Annotated in this window: 15 protein-coding genes; 11 read left to right on the top strand and 4 right to left on the bottom strand. The window is 69.8% G+C overall.

Annotated features, from left to right (window positions below):
* The first annotated feature begins 11 nt into the window (after positions 1–11).
* From dnaX to ACOGI5_RS04435, 3 genes are all read left to right on the top strand, one after another.
* Entirely contained in the window at positions 12–1,793 is a 1,782-nt protein-coding gene (gene dnaX / locus ACOGI5_RS04445) for a DNA polymerase III subunit gamma/tau (protein ID WP_419863263.1), read from the top strand.
* Positions 1,794–1,827: 34 nt separating this feature from the next.
* Positions 1,828–2,424, top strand: a complete 597-nt coding sequence (gene recR / locus ACOGI5_RS04440; protein WP_419863262.1) for a recombination mediator RecR — start codon at positions 1,828–1,830, stop codon at positions 2,422–2,424.
* Between the two features lie 92 nt (positions 2,425–2,516).
* A complete protein-coding gene (locus tag ACOGI5_RS04435; protein ID WP_419863261.1) occupies positions 2,517–2,930 on the top strand; it encodes a hypothetical protein in 414 nt (137 codons plus the stop codon).
* A 61-nt stretch (positions 2,931–2,991) separates the two neighbouring features.
* Here ACOGI5_RS04435 and ACOGI5_RS04430 read toward each other — a convergent pair whose 3' ends face one another.
* On the bottom strand, positions 2,992–4,173 hold the full coding sequence (locus ACOGI5_RS04430; protein WP_419863260.1) for an acetyl-CoA C-acetyltransferase: 1,182 nt from the start codon (positions 4,171–4,173) through the stop codon (positions 2,992–2,994).
* Between the two features lie 174 nt (positions 4,174–4,347).
* Here ACOGI5_RS04430 and ccrA point away from each other — a divergent pair, with 174 nt between their 5' ends.
* The 6 genes from ccrA (at position 4,348) to ACOGI5_RS04400 (ending at position 11,185) form a co-directional block, all read left to right on the top strand.
* Entirely contained in the window at positions 4,348–5,715 is a 1,368-nt protein-coding gene (gene ccrA / locus ACOGI5_RS04425) for a crotonyl-CoA carboxylase/reductase (protein ID WP_419863259.1), read from the top strand.
* Entirely contained in the window at positions 5,715–6,116 is a 402-nt protein-coding gene (gene mce / locus ACOGI5_RS04420) for a methylmalonyl-CoA epimerase (RefSeq protein ID WP_419863258.1), read from the top strand. Before ccrA ends, mce begins: the two co-directional genes overlap by 1 nt.
* A 74-nt stretch (positions 6,117–6,190) precedes the next feature.
* Entirely contained in the window at positions 6,191–7,270 is a 1,080-nt protein-coding gene (locus ACOGI5_RS04415) for a BMP family ABC transporter substrate-binding protein (protein WP_419863257.1), read from the top strand.
* A 62-nt stretch (positions 7,271–7,332) separates the two neighbouring features.
* Entirely contained in the window at positions 7,333–8,487 is a 1,155-nt protein-coding gene (locus ACOGI5_RS04410) for an ABC transporter permease (RefSeq protein ID WP_419863256.1), read from the top strand.
* Positions 8,484–9,545, top strand: a complete 1,062-nt coding sequence (locus ACOGI5_RS04405; RefSeq protein ID WP_419863255.1) for an ABC transporter permease — start codon at positions 8,484–8,486, stop codon at positions 9,543–9,545. Before ACOGI5_RS04410 ends, ACOGI5_RS04405 begins: the two co-directional genes overlap by 4 nt.
* Positions 9,545–11,185, top strand: a complete 1,641-nt coding sequence (locus ACOGI5_RS04400) for an ABC transporter ATP-binding protein (RefSeq protein ID WP_419863254.1) — start codon at positions 9,545–9,547, stop codon at positions 11,183–11,185. Before ACOGI5_RS04405 ends, ACOGI5_RS04400 begins: the two co-directional genes overlap by 1 nt.
* 24 nt (positions 11,186–11,209) lie before the next feature.
* Here the strand turns inward: ACOGI5_RS04400 and ACOGI5_RS04395 are convergent, their stop codons facing one another.
* Entirely contained in the window at positions 11,210–13,264 is a 2,055-nt protein-coding gene (locus ACOGI5_RS04395; protein WP_419863253.1) for a bifunctional aldolase/short-chain dehydrogenase, read from the bottom strand.
* Positions 13,258–14,340: an S-methyl-5-thioribose-1-phosphate isomerase gene (gene mtnA, locus ACOGI5_RS04390; protein ID WP_419863252.1), complete on the bottom strand. Its 1,083-nt coding sequence runs from the start codon at positions 14,338–14,340 to the stop codon at positions 13,258–13,260. Before mtnA ends, ACOGI5_RS04395 begins: the two co-directional genes overlap by 7 nt.
* A 103-nt stretch (positions 14,341–14,443) precedes the next feature.
* Here mtnA and ACOGI5_RS04385 point away from each other — a divergent pair, with 103 nt between their 5' ends.
* Positions 14,444–15,550 (top strand): class I adenylate-forming enzyme family protein, encoded by a 1,107-nt coding sequence (locus ACOGI5_RS04385; protein WP_419863251.1) that lies wholly within the window; start codon positions 14,444–14,446, stop codon positions 15,548–15,550.
* A 159-nt stretch (positions 15,551–15,709) separates the two neighbouring features.
* Here ACOGI5_RS04385 and menC read toward each other — a convergent pair whose 3' ends face one another.
* Positions 15,710–16,750 carry an o-succinylbenzoate synthase gene (gene menC, locus ACOGI5_RS04380; protein ID WP_419863250.1) on the bottom strand — a complete coding sequence of 347 codons (1,041 nt, stop codon included), beginning with the start codon at positions 16,748–16,750 and terminating at the stop codon, positions 15,710–15,712.
* A gap of 60 nt (positions 16,751–16,810) precedes the next feature.
* Between menC and ACOGI5_RS04375 the strand changes: the two genes are divergently transcribed.
* Positions 16,811–17,203 carry a cytidine deaminase gene (locus ACOGI5_RS04375; RefSeq protein ID WP_419863249.1) on the top strand — a complete coding sequence of 131 codons (393 nt, stop codon included), beginning with the start codon at positions 16,811–16,813 and terminating at the stop codon, positions 17,201–17,203.
* Positions 17,204–17,224: the final 21 nt, after the last annotated feature.

Genomic DNA, 17,224 nt, shown 5'->3' with positions numbered 1-17,224 from the left:
ATCGCCGCGAGATGCAGCACCAGTCGCTCTACCGGAGGTTCCGTCCTCAGCGGTTTGCGGAGGTGGTCGGACAGCCGCACCTGGTTCGGGCCCTGCGCAACGCGGTACGCGAGGACCGCGTCGGGCACGCGTACCTGTTGAGCGGCCCCCGTGGCACCGGCAAGACCTCCACCGCCCGCATCTTGGCCAAGGCGCTCAACTGCGAGGCGCTCACCGACGACGGCGAGCCGTGCGGCATCTGCGACAGCTGCACCGCTGTTGCCGCAGGCACCTCGATGGACCTCATCGAGCTCGACGCTGCGTCCAACAACTCGGTGAACCACATCCGGGACATGACCGAGAAGGCGGCCCTGGTCAGCTCCGGGCGTCGCAAGGTGTACCTGCTCGACGAGGTGCACATGCTCTCTGCGGCGGCGTCCAATGCGCTGCTCAAGACCTTGGAGGAACCACCGGCGCACGTGGTGTTCATCCTGGCCACCACTGATCCGAACAAGGTGCTGCCCACCATCCGCAGCCGCACCCAGCAGTTCGAGCTGTCGTTGGTGGGCGCGGACGAGATGGCGCCGCATGTGCGAGCCGTGGCCGAGGCCGCTGGGGCGCCGGTTGACGATGCCGTCGTCGACTATGTGACCGAACGCGGCGCCGGGTCGGTGCGCGATGCGCTCTCGGCGCTCGACACGGTGCTGGCGGCAGGGGGCATCCCTGACGATCGCACCGATGTGAACGCGCTGGTGCTGGCGCTGGCACGCGCCGACCTGGCTGTGACGCTCATCGCCGTTGCCGAGGCCACCGCCGCGGGTGTCGACGCTCGCGATCTGGCCGAGCGCACCGCACGGCGTCTGCGTGACATGTTCCTGGTGGGCGCGGGCGTCGAGCCCGCTGAACTGCCACCGGCCGACATCACCTCGGCGCGGGAGCTGAGCGATGCCATGGGTCGCCGCGCCAACGTGCGGGCGCTCGAGGCCCTCGGTACCGCACTGGCACAGATGCCGCAATCGGCCGACCGTCGCCTGACGCTGGAAGCCGCCCTGGTGGGCCTGCTCGCCGACGATCTGCTGGGCGCGGGTGCGCCCGACCCTGTGCCGTCCGCCGCAGCGCCCGCCCGCGGCGGAGCGGACGGCCCAGCGCCCCCCGCTGGCGGTCCCGCTGCCGCCCGTGCGGCCATGGCCTCAACCACCGCGCCTCCCTCCCTCGATGCCCCGGCCGCTGCCGCACAGCCTCCGCCGGCTGCAACCCCCACGCCCGCAGCGCCGCCTGCGCCGCCAGTGTCGGCCCCTGAGGAGGCACCGCAGCCGGGATCCACAGTCGAACCTGCGACAGCGCCGGCCGAGGCCCCGACGGCCATGACAGCCGCGGACCTGCAGCGCATCTGGGAGTCGCAGGTCGTCGAGAAGCTGCGTCCAGTCGCGAAGGGCCTGTTCCGCGACGCAGCCGTTCTCACTCACGAGCGCAATGTGGTGACGGTTCGGCTGAGCGAAGGCGTGCCGCTCGCCAACGCCCGGCGACGCAGCAACGAGGTGGACGCGATCCTGTCAGCGCTGCTCGACCAATCCGTCCGTCTCGAGGTGAGCGACGCGGCAGGCGAGCCCAGCCAGTCCTCGACGGTCACCGGCGAGGCGCCGCCGTCCCCAACCGAATCGGCCGGCAACGTCGCGCCAGAGACCACAGGCCCGACCGCGTCGACGGCCTCACATGACGCCGCGCCCGCCTCCTCCCCGGAAGCCAAGGTGCAGCGGATAGTGGACCGCTTCCCCGGATCGGTCGTGGTCCGCGACGACGAGAGTGCGACCTGAGAGCCTTGATTGACTAGTAGCGGCGGGGGCTGACGTGTATGACGACGCCGTCGAAGACCTGATCGACGAACTCAGCCGCCTGCCCGGCATCGGCCCCAAGGGCGCCCAGCGCATCACGTTCTGGCTGCTGAAGCGTCCGGCTGCCGACGCTCACCGTCTCGCTGCGGCCATCACCGCCGCCAAGGACCGGGTCGGCTTCTGCAGCCAGTGCTGGAACCTCAGCGAGACCGACCCGTGTCCCACCTGTGCCGACCCGGCCCGGGCCAACGGGATGATCTGCGTGGTGGAGGAGCCGCGGGACGTCGTGGCGATGGAGAAGGCGGGCTTCCGGGGGCGCTACCACGTGCTCGGCGGGGCGCTGAACCCGCTCGAGGGCGTGGGGCCCGAGCAGCTGCGCATCCGCGAGCTGCTCGCACGTCTCGACAGCGAGTCGGTCGCTGAGTTGATCGTGTGCACGAACCCGAACATCGAGGGCGACACGACCGCCATGTATCTGGCTCGCCAGCTCGAACCGCTGGGCGTGCAGGTGACTCGCCTTGCCAGCGGCCTGCCCGTCGGCGGCGACCTCGAATACGCCGACGAGCTCACCCTGGAACGAGCCCTCCGCAACCGCCGCACCCTCACGCCCTAGCTGCCGAGTCTCTAAATCGCTGGACGGGTCCGCCGTGGCTGCCTACGGTCCGGCCGGCACTTCCCGAACGGCCTGCACTCGCAAGGAGTGCCATGGCTGCTTTCGATCCCCACGACCGGACAACTGACCGCGCAGCCGGTCCACCGCCGCACGACTTGCCGGTTGCAGTGTTCCGCCCAGCGCCAGCCGAGCGTGTGATGGTGGCAGGCCCGTGCCACGCCAGAGCACTGTGCCTGAGTGCCGGCGCGTCGCCGCATGGCGTCGCTGCGGTGTTCGTGGATCCATGCGGTGCGCTGCTGGCGATCGCCACCGCACCGGCGGCCGTCGTGGGAGCGATGCTGGTCGACCCGGCTCCGTTCGCACGGTTGACCGAGCTGCTCGGAGCGAGCCGTATCTACTTAGAGGTGCCGGCCATCGACGCTGTCGCAATTGGCGATGCCGTGCACGCTGCTCTCTGGCCGATCTGCGTTGCCACCGAAGTGCTCGCCCGACCCGAGGCTGCCTGATCCGTCTCGCGCCGGTGCCGATCCGATGCGTTCGCGAGGAGGGATTGGCTGGTCGGGGCGGCTACGCGACCCGCAGGACCACGGCGTCGCCTTGGCCGCCGCCCCCGCAGAGCGCCGCAGCGCCCAGGCCGCCGCCGCGGCGGCGCAGCTCGCTGGTGAGCGTGAGCGCCAGGCGGGCACCCGACATGCCGATGGGATGGCCGAGCGCCACCGCACCGCCGTTCGGATTCACGATGTCCGGCGACACGCCCAGATCCTCGGTCGAGGCCACCGCCACCGCGGCGAAGGCCTCGTTGATCTCGAACAGCGACAGGTCCGAGACGTCGAGATCAGCGCGTGCGAGCGCACGCCCAATGGCCCGCGACGGCTGGTGCAGCAGGCAGGTGTCAGGCCCCGCGACCATGCCGTAGGACACCACCTCGGCGAGCGGTTCGGCGCCATGCCGCTCAGCTGTCTCGGCCGACATCAGCACCAGCGCGCAGCCGCCGTCGGAGATCTGCGACGCATTGCCGGCCGTGACGGCACCGTCGGCAGCGAACGCCGGCCGCAGGCCGGACAGGCTCTCGGGCGTCGTGCCGGGCCGGATGCCTTCGTCGTCGAGCACCGTCAGCGGATCGCCGCGCCGCTGAGGGATGCTGACGGCCACGATCTCGTCATCGAAGCGGCCGTCCTTCTGCGCGGCTGCGGCGCGTTCGTGCGACTGGGCGGAGTACTCGTCCATCGCGCTGCGCGAGATGCCGGCGCTCGCGGCATCCCGTTCGGTGCCGTCTCCCATGTGACCGTCGTCGAAGGCGCACCACAGGCCGTCGTGGATCATCGCGTCGAGCACCGTGCCCGAGCCCATCCGCATGCCGTTGCGACCATCGGGCAGCAGGTACGGCGCGTTGGTCATCGACTCCATGCCGCCCGCGACGACCACGTCCGCGTCGCCCGCTGCGATCATCTGGTCTGCCATGTAGATGGCATTCAGGCCCGACAGGCACACCTTGTTGATGGTGATGGCCGGCACGTCCATGGAGATGCCGGCCTCGGTCGCCGCCTGCCGGGCGGTGATCTGGCCCTGGCCGGCCTGCAGCACCTGACCCATCACCACGTAGTCGACATCGCCGGGCGAAACGCCGGACCGCTCCAGCGCTCCGGTGATCGCGACGCCGCCGAGCTGAGCGCCGGTCAGGCCGGCGAGCCCGCCGTTGAACTTGCCGATAGGCGTGCGTGCGCCGCCGACGATCACCGAACCAGGCATTGCGACCCCCTCGCCTGCACCGACGCGCCAGCCACTGGGCTGGACGACGGACTTGTGAACGGCGAGTGTACGAAACGGCCTGCGAGCCTGCCGGAGCGTCGAGCCAGAGGCTGCGCCGAAGTCTCACAAAAGCGTGGAACTCGCAGCCCTTCCGCACCGTTAGCGTTCCGCTCCGTGAAGCAGTTCGCAGATGCCATCGCCGCCGGCGCATCGGGCCCCGAACTCGAGGCCATGCCCATACCGGAGAGCTTCAGGGCTGCCTACGTAGTACGCGACGAGCAGACGATGTTCGAGGGCCGTGCTTCGGCCGACAAGGACCCCCGCGAGGCCACCCACATCGGCGAGGTCGCCACGCCCGAGCTGGCGCCCGACGAGGTGTACCTGGCGGTGATGGCCAGCGCCATCAATTTCAACACCGTATGGACCTCCATCTTCGAGCCGCTGCCGACGTTCGGCTTCCTGGACCGGCTGGGCCGGGAGAGCCGCTGGGGTGCCCGTCACGCGCTCGACTACCACGTGCTCGGCTCGGACGCCTCCGGCGTCGTGCTCCAGTGCGGTTCGGCGGTGCGCAACTGGCGCCCCGGCGACCGCGTCGTGGTCCATTGCAACTACGTCGACGACCAGGATCCCGCCGCTCACGAGGACTCGATGAAGGCCTCCAACCAGCGGATCTGGGGCTTCGAGAGCAACTTCGGCGGTCTGGCAGACCTCACCATCGTCAAGGCCAACCAGCTCATGCCCAAGCCGGCGCACCTGTCCTGGGAGGAAGCGGCGGTGAATGCACTGTGCGCCGCGACCTCGTACCGGATGCTGGTCGGCGACAACGCCGCTCGCATGAAGCAGGGCGACTCGGTGCTCGTCTGGGGGGCCACCGGCGGGCTGGGCGGCTACGCCTGCCAGCTCGTGCTCAACGGCGGCGGCGTGCCCATCGGCGTGGTCAGCTCGCCCGACAAGGCGGAGCTGCTCGGCCAGCTCGGCGTCGAGCACGTCATCGACCGGAGTGCCGAGGGCTACCGGTTCTGGAGCGACGACCACACCCAGGACGAAGGCGAATGGCGGCGCTTCGGCAAGAAGGTGCGCGGCCTCATCGGCGACGACCCCGACATCGTGTTCGAGCACCCGGGCCGCTCCACCATGGGCGCATCGGTGTTCGCCGCCAAGCGGGGCGGCACCGTCGTGACCTGCGCCGCCACCAGCGGGTACATGATCGAGTACGACAACCGGCATCTGTGGATGAAGCTGAAGCGGATCGTGTCGAGCCACTTCGCCAACTACGCCGAGGCGTGGGCCATGAACCGCCTGATCGATCAAGGGCGCATCCAGCCGATCCTGTCCAAGACCTTCACGCTCGACGACACGGGCCTGGCCGCCTGGCAGGTCCACCACAACCTGCACGAGGGCAAGCTCGGCGTGCTGTGCCTGGCCTCCGAGCCGGGCCAGGGCATCACCGATCCGGACAAGCGCGAACGCATCGGCGAAGACCGCATCACGCTGTTCGCCCGTCACGCGGCTTCGCTGGAAGCCGCCAAAGGAGCAGCCTGATGATCCTGACCGAGATCGATCACGTCGCCATTGCGGTGAAGGATCTCGACGCCGCAGTCGACTACTACAGCGAGGCGTTCGGTGCCGAGGTGGCCCACCGGGAAGTCGTCGACTCCGACGGTGTGGAAGAGGCGCTGATCAAGGTGGCGGACAGCTACATCCAGCTCACCGCGGCAACCCGTCCCGATTCGCCCATCGCCAAGTTCCTCGAGCGCCGGGGCGAGGGCCTGCACCACATCGGCTACCGGGTGGACGATTGCGCTGCCGCGCTCGCGGCCATGATCGACGCCGGCGCCGTGCCGATCGACACCGCCCCCCGGCCGGGCTCGCGCGGCACCACGGTCGCGTTCGTCCATCCGAAAGGCAATCTCGGCACGCTCGTCGAACTCGTCGAGGAATGAGCGCGCATAGGCTCGCCGGTGTCGGGCGCGGGCGTATCTGAGCCTTCCCGCCGCCTGCGCTCAGGGAGGAACCAATGACCGTACTCACGAGACGATTCGCGATCGTGTTTGCTGTGCTGGCGGTGTTCGCCGCAGCATGCACCGGCAGCGATGAGCCTGCGGCAACCACCGCTGCGGCACCGGCGACGACGGCCGCGGCTGAGGAGCCGGCCGACGACATGGACGACGCCGAGCCGTTCAAGATCGGGCTCGTCACCGACACCGGCAAGGTGGACGACAAGAGCTTCAACCAGTCGGCGTGGGAAGGCGCGGAGCAGGCCGCCGCTGCGCTCGGGGCTGAGGCGAACTACATCGAGACCGAGGAAGCCAAGGACTACGAGAACAACATCGGCCTGTTCATCGAAGACGGCGTCGACGTCATCATCACCGTCGGATTCGGCCTCGGCGATGCCACCATCGCCGCCGCGCAGGCAAACCCCGACATCTTCTTCATCGGCGTCGACCAGTTCCAGGGAGAGGCGCTGCCCAACCTGGCCGGGCTGATCTTCCCCGAGGACCAGTCGGGCTTCCTGGCCGGAGCGCTCGCCGGCATGCTCACCGAGAGCGACATCGTGGGCGCCGTGCTGGGCACCGACCTGGTGCCGCCAGTCGTGGCCTTCAAGGAAGGCTGGGAGCACGGCGCGCGTTACACCAACCCGGACGTGCAGACGATCTCCACCTACCACCCCGGCGGCCTGGACGTCGCCTTCGGCGATCCGGACTGGGGTGCGGCCACCGCCCGCCAGGCGCTCGACCAGGGCGCGGACATCATCTTCGGCGCCGGCGGCGCCACCGGCAACGGAGCGCTCATCGAGATTGCCTCGCAGGAGGGCGCCTACTGCGTCGGCGTCGACACCGACCAGTGGAACACGGTGCCCGAGGCGCGGCCGTGCCTGGTGACGAGCGCAATGAAGCTCATCACCCCGGGCGTGGCTGACTTGATCGCAGCGGCGCACGATGGCAGCTTTGCCGGGGGCAATTTCCTCGGCGAGGTCGGCTTGGCGCCATTCCATGACTTCGACGGCATCGTCACCGACGACATGCGGGCCACGCTCGCCGACGTCCTTGCCGGCCTGAACGCCGGCGAGATCGACACCGGATGGCCGCCGGGCTGATCGGACGCCGCACGAGCTGAGCGGGGCGCCGTGGGCCGCGGGCACCTCACCCGACGGTGAGCATGCCCGCCGGCCCAGCGGCGCCCGCTCCTGCGCAGCAGCCTGAGGCGTCCGACGGCGCCAGCGATGCTCGGCGCAGTTCGACGCGCACGATCCTGCGCGCTGCAGCGGTCCCCGTGGCCTCGGTGGTGCTGGGGCTGCTGCTCGGTGCTGTGCTCATCGCGGTACAGGGGCACTCGGTCTCCAGCGCATACAGCGCGCTGGTGCTCGGCGGGGCCGGCGATGCAGATGCGCTGCTGCGCACACTGCAGAAGGCGACGCCGCTCGTCTTCGGCGGCCTGGCCGTCGCCTTCGCCTTCAAGGCAGGCCTGTTCAACATCGGCGGGCAGGGCCAGCTGCTGGTCGGCGCAGCATTCGCTGCGGGCGTGGGCTTCGGGCTCGAGGGCCTGCCGCTGGTGGTGCATCTCCCGCTGGCGCTGCTGGTCGGCGCTGCTGCGGGTGCCGCGTGGGGTGCCATCGCCGGGGTGCTCAAGGCCACGTCGGGGGCGCATGAGGTGATCGTCACGATCATGCTCAACTTCGTGGCCGGCAACCTCACCGACTGGCTGGCCGCCAACCCCTGGCAGGACCGGTCGGGTTCCAACATCATCGCCCGGACCCCGCTGGTGGAGCCGTCGGCTGAGATCCCCACGTGGGGATGGCTGCCGGCAGGCTTCGTGCTGGCAGTGCTCGCTGCATTCGCCTGCTGGTTCGTGCTGGAACGCACCACCTACGGCTTCGAGGTGCGCAGCGTGGGCGCGAACCGTCACGCCGCCCGCTACGCCGGCATCTCGGTGGGCTGGATCATGGCCTCGACGATGGCGGTAGCGGGACTGCTGGCCGGCCTCGGCGGGGCGATCGAGTCGCTCGGCGTCGACGGTCGTTTCGAGGCCGGGGTGAACGTGGGCCTCGGCTTCGAGGGCATCACGATTGCGCTGCTGGCCCGCACGAACCCCATCGCCGTCATCCCCGCCGGCCTGCTGGTGGGGCTGATGGAAGCGGGTGCCGCCAAGATGCAGTTCGAGTCGGGGGTTGCGCCCGAGATCATCGACGTGATCCAGGCGCTCATCCTGCTGTTCGTGGCTGCGCCCCTGATAGTGCGGTGGCTGCTGCGCCTGCGCGATCGGCCTGATGCGCCCGATCGCCGCCTGACGCTCGGTGCGGGGTGGGGCCGATGACCGTCACACACGACGCAGGCGCTGGCTCGGACGCGAGGTCGGCATCGGGAGGTGCCGGCATGGGCGGCTGGTCGCCGCAGCGCGTGTGGTCGGTGGCGGGGGCCGTCGTGCTCGTGGCGTGTGTGTGGGGCTTCTACGCCTGGGACGGTGCGCAGACCACAGCAGTGCTCGGGGGCACCGTTCGCGCCGCCACCCTGCTGGTGCTGGGCGCCATGTGCGGCATGATCGGCGAGCGTTCGGGCATCGTGAACATCGGCATCGAAGGCCAGTTCCTGATGTCGGCGTTCACGGCGTTCACCGTGGCGTCTATGTCGGGCTCGCTCTTCTTGGGCGTTGTCGCGGGCGTCAGCACCGGTCTGGCCATGGGCTGGATGCTGGCCGCGATGTCGGTCGGGCTGCGAACCGATCAGATCATCGCCGGCACGGTCCTGAACATCGCGGCGTTGGGCCTGACCTCGTTCTTCTACGACCGGGGGCGTTCGCTGGGCCAGCCGAAGTATCAATCGATCGAGCTCGGCCCGCTCGCCGATCTGCCCGTCGTGGGCACCGCGCTGTTCAACCGCCCGCCGCTGACCTACCTGGCGCTCGTGCTGGTCGTGGTGCTCCACGTGCTGCTGCTGCGCTCGGTGTGGGGGATGCGCACGACCGCTATCGGCGAGCACCCTGGTGCCGCGGCCACCGTGGGCATCGATGTGATCCGGCTGCGCTACTGGAACGTGACGCTGGCGGGCGGTTTGGCCGGCCTCGGCGGTGCGTACTTGGCGCTGGAGTCGGTGGGCACCTTCACCCGGGCGATGTCGGGCGGTCGGGGATTCTTGGCGTTGGCGGTGATGATCTTCGGTCGTCGCACCCCGTTGGGTGCCTACGCGGCAGCGCTGTTCTTCGGCTTCACGACGGCATTGCAAGGCCAGTTCCAGCTCAACGACACGTTCGACATCCCGGCGCAGTTCGTGGGGATGCTGCCGTTCGTCGTCACGATCATCGTGGTGGCCGCAGCAGGCCTGTTCGGCCGCATGCGCGACCCGGCTGCGCTGGGCCAACCCTACGAGGTCCGATGATGGCCACGGCCGCAGAAGCCGCTGCTCCGAGTGCAGTGCCGGAAGTGCTGCTGGCCGGCCATGGCATCACCAAGCGATTCGGCCCCGTGGTGGCCAACGATGACGTGTCGGTGGAACTGCTGCCCGGGCGGATCCTGGCGCTGCTGGGCGAGAACGGTGCAGGCAAGAGCACCCTCGTCAACGTTCTGTTCGGCCTGCACCGCCCCGATGCGGGCCAGGTCGTGATTGCCGACGAGCACGTGGAGCTGTCGAGTCCGCACGACGCCATCGCCCGCGGCGTCGGCATGGTGCACCAGCACTTCCAGCTCGTGCCGCCGATGAGCGTGGTGCGCAACATCGTGCTCGGCGCCGAGCCGCGCAAGCTCGGCATGATCGACGTGGCCCAGGCCCGCCGAAGGGTGCTCGAGCTGGCAGACCGATTCGGGCTCCATGTCGATCCGGACGCGGCAGTGGAGGATCTGCCGGTCGGGGCGCAGCAGCGGGTCGAGATTCTCAAGGCGCTGTACCGCGATGCCCGCGTGCTGATCGCCGACGAGCCCACTGCGGTGCTCACCCCGCAGGAGACCGACCACCTGCTCGACGTGCTGCGCGGGCTGACCGACCAGGGCGTCGGCATCGTGTTCATCACGCACAAGCTGCGCGAGGTCATGGCCGCGGCTGACGACATTGTCGTGCTGCGCGAGGGCAGGGTGGTGGGCACCACCACGCCTGCGGAAACCAGTGAGGCAGCGCTGGCTGAGCTGATGGTCGGCCGCGCGGTCGACCTGCACGGCGACCGGTTCGAGTCCGGTGCCACCGGCGTCGGGTCGGCAGCCCCGATCGAGGCTGAGCCCGACGGCGGAGTCCCAGTCCCCGAGGTGACGGACCCTGAGGACCTGGGGCGGCCCGTGGTGCTCGACATTGCCGGCCTCTGCGCCGATGACGACCGCGGCCAGCGTGCCGTCGACGAGCTGTCGCTCGAGGTGCGCGCCGGCGAGATCGTGGGGGTCGCCGGCGTGGAGGGCAACGGTCAGCGGGAGCTGGTGGAAGCCATCACGGGCCTGCGCCACGCAACCGCCGGCACGGTGTCGATCAGCGACCGGGATGCGTCGGGAGCCCGGCCGCGCCAGGTCACGGTGATCGGCGTGGGCCACATTCCCGAGGACCGGGCCAAGCACGGTCTCATCGGCTCGTACTCGGTGGCCGACAACTCGGTCCTGAACCGCTACTTCAAGCGGCCGTTCGCGGCGGGCGGCATGCTGCGCCGCGAACGCATCGACTCCCACGCCCGCGATGTCGTGGCCACCTTCGACGTGCGGACGCCCGACGTGGAGTCCCCGGCCGACAGCCTGTCGGGCGGCAACAAGCAGAAGCTCATCGTGGGCCGCGAGTTCTCCGACGAGATCGACCTGCTGATCGCGGCGCAGCCCACCCGCGGCATCGACATCGGCGCCATCGAGTTCATCTGGCGCCGCATCCGCGAGCGGCGCGATGAGGGCACGGCCGTGCTGCTCGTGTCCGCCGAGCTCGACGAGGTGCTGGCGCTCAGCGACCGGGTCGCCGTCATGTACGAGGGCCGCATCGTGGCAACCGTCGATCCTCGCACAGCCACCCGTGAGGAGATCGGCCTGCTCATGGCCGGCGCGGCCCCCGGCGACTAGACGACCGGTCGCCGGTGACGGTGACTAGACGACCCGGTCGCTGCCGCCGTCCTGGGGGATCTGGGCGCCGGTGGTGTGGGCGAATGCGGGGCCGCACATCTGGGCGATGAGGGCGCCCACATCAGCTGACGCCAGTTCGCGGCCGAGCAGGTTGCGCCGCCGGTACTGCTCGGAGGTGAGTCCGTAACTGGCGGCGCGCTCGGCGATGAGCTCGTCAGACCACAGTCCTGTGTCGAACACGCCGTCGGGATGCACGATGTTGACGGTGATGCCGTCGGCCGCCCATTCGAGTGCCGCCACACGGGCGAGCTGCGTCAGCGCTGCTTTCGAAGCCGAATAGGCAGCGGCGCCGCGTCCCGGCGCGGGCACGTTCTTCGAACCGACGATCACCACCCGTCCACCGGTCGCCGAGTGCCGCATCACCCGATGAGCCGCGGCGAGAGTGTTCGCCGCGCCGCTCACGTTGATGTCGAACGTCTGCTGCCAGGCCGTGCCCAGCCCGGAGTCATCAACGAGCTCTTCCAGCGGCGCCGATGGACCGAAGATGCCAGCCGCCGCCACCACGATGTCGATGCCGCCGAAACGCTCGACCGCGCCGGCAACCGCTGCGGTCATGGCTCTGGCATCGGTGACGTCGGCTTCGATGCCGAGCCATGCCGGGCCCCCCAGCCGGTCGCTGCCGCCGTCGTTGGCGTGCGCGACAGCAGGGTCGATGTCGATCCCGACCACTGCCGCTCCCGCTGCAGCCAGTGCTGCGGCTGCGGCCTGTCCGATCCCAGAGGCCGCTCCTGTCACCAGCGCCGCTTGTCCCGCCAGCGCAGCCGGCGCCCCGGCCCGCGCCAGCTTCGCCTGCTCGAGCTCCCAGTACTCCACGTCGAACAGATCGGCTTCGCCGAGTGCGACGTAGCCCCCGAGGGCCTCCGCAGCGTTGATGACGTCGATGGTGTGCAGGTAGATGTCCGCGGCGATGTCGCAGTCGACTGCGCGGCGGCCTGCGGTCCACAGCCCGAGCTGGGAGTCGAGCACCACGCGCGGTGCCGGGTCCAGCATCGTGAGCGTGGTCTGCGAGCCATCTGCGTCGTGCCGGGCGTCGTTGCGCTCGAAGTAGGCGCGGTAGCCCTCAACGAACGCGTCCACGTCACGACCCACCATCGGGAACTGCTTCGTCCGGATGATGTGGTCAGGCGTCGCCGGCCCCCGTTGCGCCACTGAAGTCAGGTCATCACGGCCGCAGAACGCTTCGACACGTTCGTCGTGCACGGCTCGCAGCAGCATCGGAACGCCCGCCGCTGCCGAGATCGCTGCACGCAGTTCCGTCACCGTCTCGACGTCGTCGGGGCTGGCACGACGCCCGCTGCGGCCCTCGGCCGCACTCGTGTCGCTCTCGCCGAATGACGGCACGCCCGCTTCGGCAAGGCACTGCTCGGCCTCGCTGATCCGATCGATCATCGAGTCGTACGCCTGGCGCGTGGTTTCGCCGAAGGTGAAGATGCCGTGGTTCAGCAGCACCATCGCCTCGGTGCCGTCGTGGGCTTGTGCCTGCCATTCGTCCGCGCAGCGACGGGCCAGATCGAAGCCGGGCATCACGTAGGGCACCACGACGGCTCGGTCGCCCCACAGCCGGCGCACCCTCGCATCGCCGTCGGCTGTGTTGGTGAGCGCCAGCACGGCGTCGGCGTGGCTGTGCAGCACCGCGCGATGGGGCAGCAGCGCATGCAGTATCGCCTCGACGGAGGGATTGGGTGCCGAGGCGTCCAGCAGGTGGATGCGCAGCTGGTTCACCATCTCGGTGTCGCTCAATTCCGGCAGCTCGGCCAGCCGGCGCACCGGTTCGAGTCGGAGGGGTGCGAAGCCCGGCGGTTCGATGGTGGCAAGGTCCCAGCCGCTGCCCTTCACCCACAGCGTCGGCACCGGCTCGCCCCAAGCGTCAGTGCTGGTGCCCTTGACCGAGGTGTTGCCCCCGCCGTGCAGCACCAGTGCCGGATCGGCGCCCACCAGGCGCGATCCGTAGGTGATCTCGCCCAGGTCGCCCAGCTCGGTCCAGCGCGCCGCCTCGGCGTCGTCCCAGCGATTCAGCACCGGTCGTCTTCCGCTGGTGAACACCGGGTTGCTGCCAGTGCATCGGCGATGGACTCGCCATAGGGCGGATGCAGGACTCCCGCGTCGGTGATAATCGCGGTGATCAGGCGGGCAGGCGTCACGTCGAAGGCTGGATTGACTGCTCCCACACCTGTTGGCGTGAGGCGAATCCCGCCCGCGTGGTGCACCTCGTCGGCATTCCGCTGCTCAATGACGATGCGATCGCCCGACGGCATGGCTGCGTCGATGGTCGTGGTCGGTGCCGCGATGTAGAAGCCGATGCCTGCGTGGGCGGCAGCCAGGGCGTGGCCCAGCGTGCCGACCTTGTTGGCCGTGTCGCCGTTGGCGGCGATGCGGTCTGCTCCCACGATCACGGCGTCCACTTCGCCCCGGGCGATCAGCGAGGCCATCGCGCCATCGGAGACCACCGACACGTCGATGCCCGCGTCGGCCAGCTCCCATGCCGTGAGACGGGCACCCTGGAGCAGCGGGCGCGACTCTGCCGCCAGCACCCGCACGGATTCACCGCAAGACGCTTTCGCATACACCGCCGCCAGCGCTGTTCCGTCGCCAGCGGTGGCGAGGCGTCCCGCGTTGCAGTGGGTCGCGATCACTGTGGCCTCCGCGAGCACTTCCCGCCCGAGCCGACCGATCTCGGCACACGCCTGCGCGTCTTCGTCTGCGATGGCGAGGGCTTCGTCGAGCAGGCGCTGGCGCACTGCGGCGATGTCGGCCGCTGCCCCGTCGCCCAGCGCGGCATCGATCGTGCGATCGACCGCCCAGCGCAGGTTGACCGCCGTCGGCCGGGCATCGCCGATCTCGGTCCTGAGACGTTCGAGCACTGCGCGGGCGTCGCTCAGCGAGTCAGGCTGCGTCTCGTCGAGGCCGACGACCAGCGCTAGCGCCCCGAAGGCACCGAGGGCAGGCGCGCCCCGGATGGCGAGCCGCTCGATGGCGTCGACCGCCGTCGCGGTATCGCATACGTCGATCAGCACCAGCTCGGCTGGCAGCCGCGTCTGATCGATGATCTCGATGCTGGCGCCGGTCCAGCGCAGCGTCGGCGTCGTCGTGCCCATGCATCCGACAGTCTCGCGCCCGCAGTTGACAACTCCGCAGCGTCACGCTGGTCGAGCACAAATGCCGGCGGGCTCGGGCGGCCGCGTCGGTAATGTCCGCGCCGTGCGACGACTGGTGGCGCTGGCAATCGGCGGCGGTGATCGCTTCGTGGCCGAGCTGCAGCAGGCTTGGGACAGCGGCGATGCGGTGCTGCCGGTCGATCAGCGGCTTCCCGACGCGGCGCAGCAGTCCCTCATCGAGCGCATGGGCGCCAGCGTCGTGGTGGACGCAGCGGGCCGCCACCGCCGCCGCAGCGGCTGGGACATCGAGACCGGCGACGCGCTTGTCATGGCCACCAGCGGCAGCTCTGGCGATCCGAAAGGCGCCGTCCTCACCCACGCTGCCATCGAGGCCAACGCCATGGCGACCAGCTCCGCGCTCGCTGTCGACCCCAGCACCGACCGTTGGCTGGCGTGCCTCCCGCTAGCGCACGTCGGCGGCCTGGCCGTCGTGGTACGGGCACTGCTGACCGACACTCCCGTGGAAGTCCACGACGGCTTCGACGCGACCGCAGTCGAGGCGGCCGCCCGCCAGGGCGCAACGCTCACGTCGCTAGTGCCCACCGCGCTCGCCCGCACCGACCCGTCGGCGTTCCGGGCAATCCTGCTCGGCGGCTCCGCCATGCCGGCCCACCGGCCCGCCAACACCGTCGCCACCTACGGCATGACCGAGACGTTCAGCGGCGTGGTGTACGAAGGCTGGCCACTCGACGGCGTAGAGCTGCGCATCCGGAACGACGAAGTACAGCTCCGCTGCGAGATGCTGCTGCGCTGCTACCGAGACGGCACCGACCCCCGAACCGACGACGGCTGGTACCCCACAGGCGACGCCGGCGCCCTGTCAGACGAGGGCCAACTGTCAGTCTTCGGAAGAGTCGACGACATGATCACTACCGGCGCCGAAAAGGTCTGGCCAGTAGCAGTGGAACGAATCCTCGCCAACCTGCCCAACATCTCAGAAGTAGCAGTAGTCGGCCGCCCCGACCCCGAGTGGGGCCAAGCCGTCACCGCCGTCATCGTCCCCACCAACCACGCCCAGCCCCCCGACCTAGAAGCACTCCGCGACGCCATCAAGGAGCACCTCCCCGCCTACTGCGCCCCCCAAGCCCTAGAACTCGTCAAAGAGCTCCCCCAAACCCCCCTAGGCAAAACCCAACGCTGGCGCCTCTAGTAGAGCCGAGGGACCGGAACAGCGAGGGCAGCGCGGGGGCAGCGGCCTCCGCGCGCAGTTTTGCGACGCCAAAGCCCATCCACCGTTCAGCAATGGCGTCGCAACTGTTTGAAGCACGGAGGCCGCTGCCCTCGCGCTGCCCGGGTGTGAACGCGGTGCTCAAGTCGCGCTGGCAGACGCCTCGGTAGGAACGGGCAGGTAGCCGCCGCTGGGAGTCACATCCTCCGGCAAAGGCTCAGCAAACAGCGAAGCAGTGCCGATGCCATGAACCCCACGCGGATCAACAGCCACAGCAGTGTCCCGAGCAATCCGCAGCCCCGCCGCCCCGCAGATGAACGACGACACCACCGACCGCACCCCGCGCATCGCCGCCCGCCGCGCCAAGTCGTAGGTGGCATGCGGCCCGCCCAGCACAGCCGGCTTGAGCACGGCGACTTCGATGGCACCCACCTCGATGAGCCGGTCGAGCGCATCGGCATCGCGCAGGTGTTCATCGGCGGCCACCCTGATGCCGACCGTTCGGCTGATCTGTGCCCAGTCAGCGGCCTGGGGCGTGGGTTCCTCGATGAACTCGATGTCGAGGTGGCTGACGGGGCGCAGCACCTTGACCGCCGTAGAACGATCCCAGCCGCCGTTGGCGTCCAGTCGCAAGGCCACGCCTGCGGGCAGGGCGCGGCGGACCGCAGCGATGCGTGCCGTCTGTTCGCCGACGGGTATCGGGGTGCTGCCATTGGCGCCGGAGCCGCGGTGACCGTCGGCAGCGACCTTGAGCTTCACCGCCAGGTGACCGGTCGCTGCGGCGCGTGCGGCGCGTTGCGCCGCAGCCTCGGGATCCAGGTCGGATACCAGCGCGTGGGTGGCGATGCGTCGCTGCGTGGGCAGGTTGTCGGCCAGCAGCGTCGACAGCGTGACGCCCTCGATCTCGGCATCGAGCTGGGTGAGCGCCGATTCCACGGCGGCGGCAGCGCACGGCTCGTGGGGCGGTTCGCCTTCCGGATCCTCGGCCCAGCGCTGCAGTGCCGCCAGAGCTTCGTCGTAGGTCTCGACTCCGAAGCCAGGCAGCGGTGCCGCCTCGCCGGTGCCGACGCTGGCGTCGCTGCCGACGCGCACCTCGATGCCCCGCCGCACGACGATCGAGCCGTGGGCGGTCAGCAGCGGGCGCAGCAGCGGCAGCTCGAATTCCTGCAGCGTCACCTGCACGGCTTGAACGCTATTGGCTCGTACTCTCGTCGCTCAGACGACGCGGGAGCCATGATCGGCATGACCGACGACACAGCAATCCCTTGGGCCGATCTGCGCGCTCAGGCACACGAGGCGTCCCGCACGGCGTATGCGCCGTACTCGAACTTCCGGGTCGGCGCGGCAGGCCTCGTGGATGATGGCCGAATCGTCACTGGCTGCAACGTCGAGAACGCTTCGTACGGGCTGACGCTCTGCGCCGAGTGCGCGCTGGTCTGCGACCTGCACCGCAGCGGCGGCGGCCGCCTGGTCGCCGTGACTGTCACCGACGCAGGCGGCGACCTGCTTGCTCCGTGCGGCCGATGCCGCCAACTGCTGCTCGAAGCAGGAGGTCCTGACTGCGCGGTGAACGAGAACACCACCGTTGCCGAGCTGCTGCCCGGCGCGTTCGAGTTCCCGCTGCCGGAGGGCTGACCCTTGCGAGCGCCGAAGCTT

This window comes from Candidatus Poriferisodalis sp., assembly GCF_965208925.1.
Classification (GTDB): Bacteria; Actinomycetota; Acidimicrobiia; order Acidimicrobiales; family Poriferisodalaceae; genus Poriferisodalis.
The sequence above is the reverse complement of the archived record's forward strand: the minus strand, read 5'-3'. Positions and strand labels throughout refer to the sequence as shown.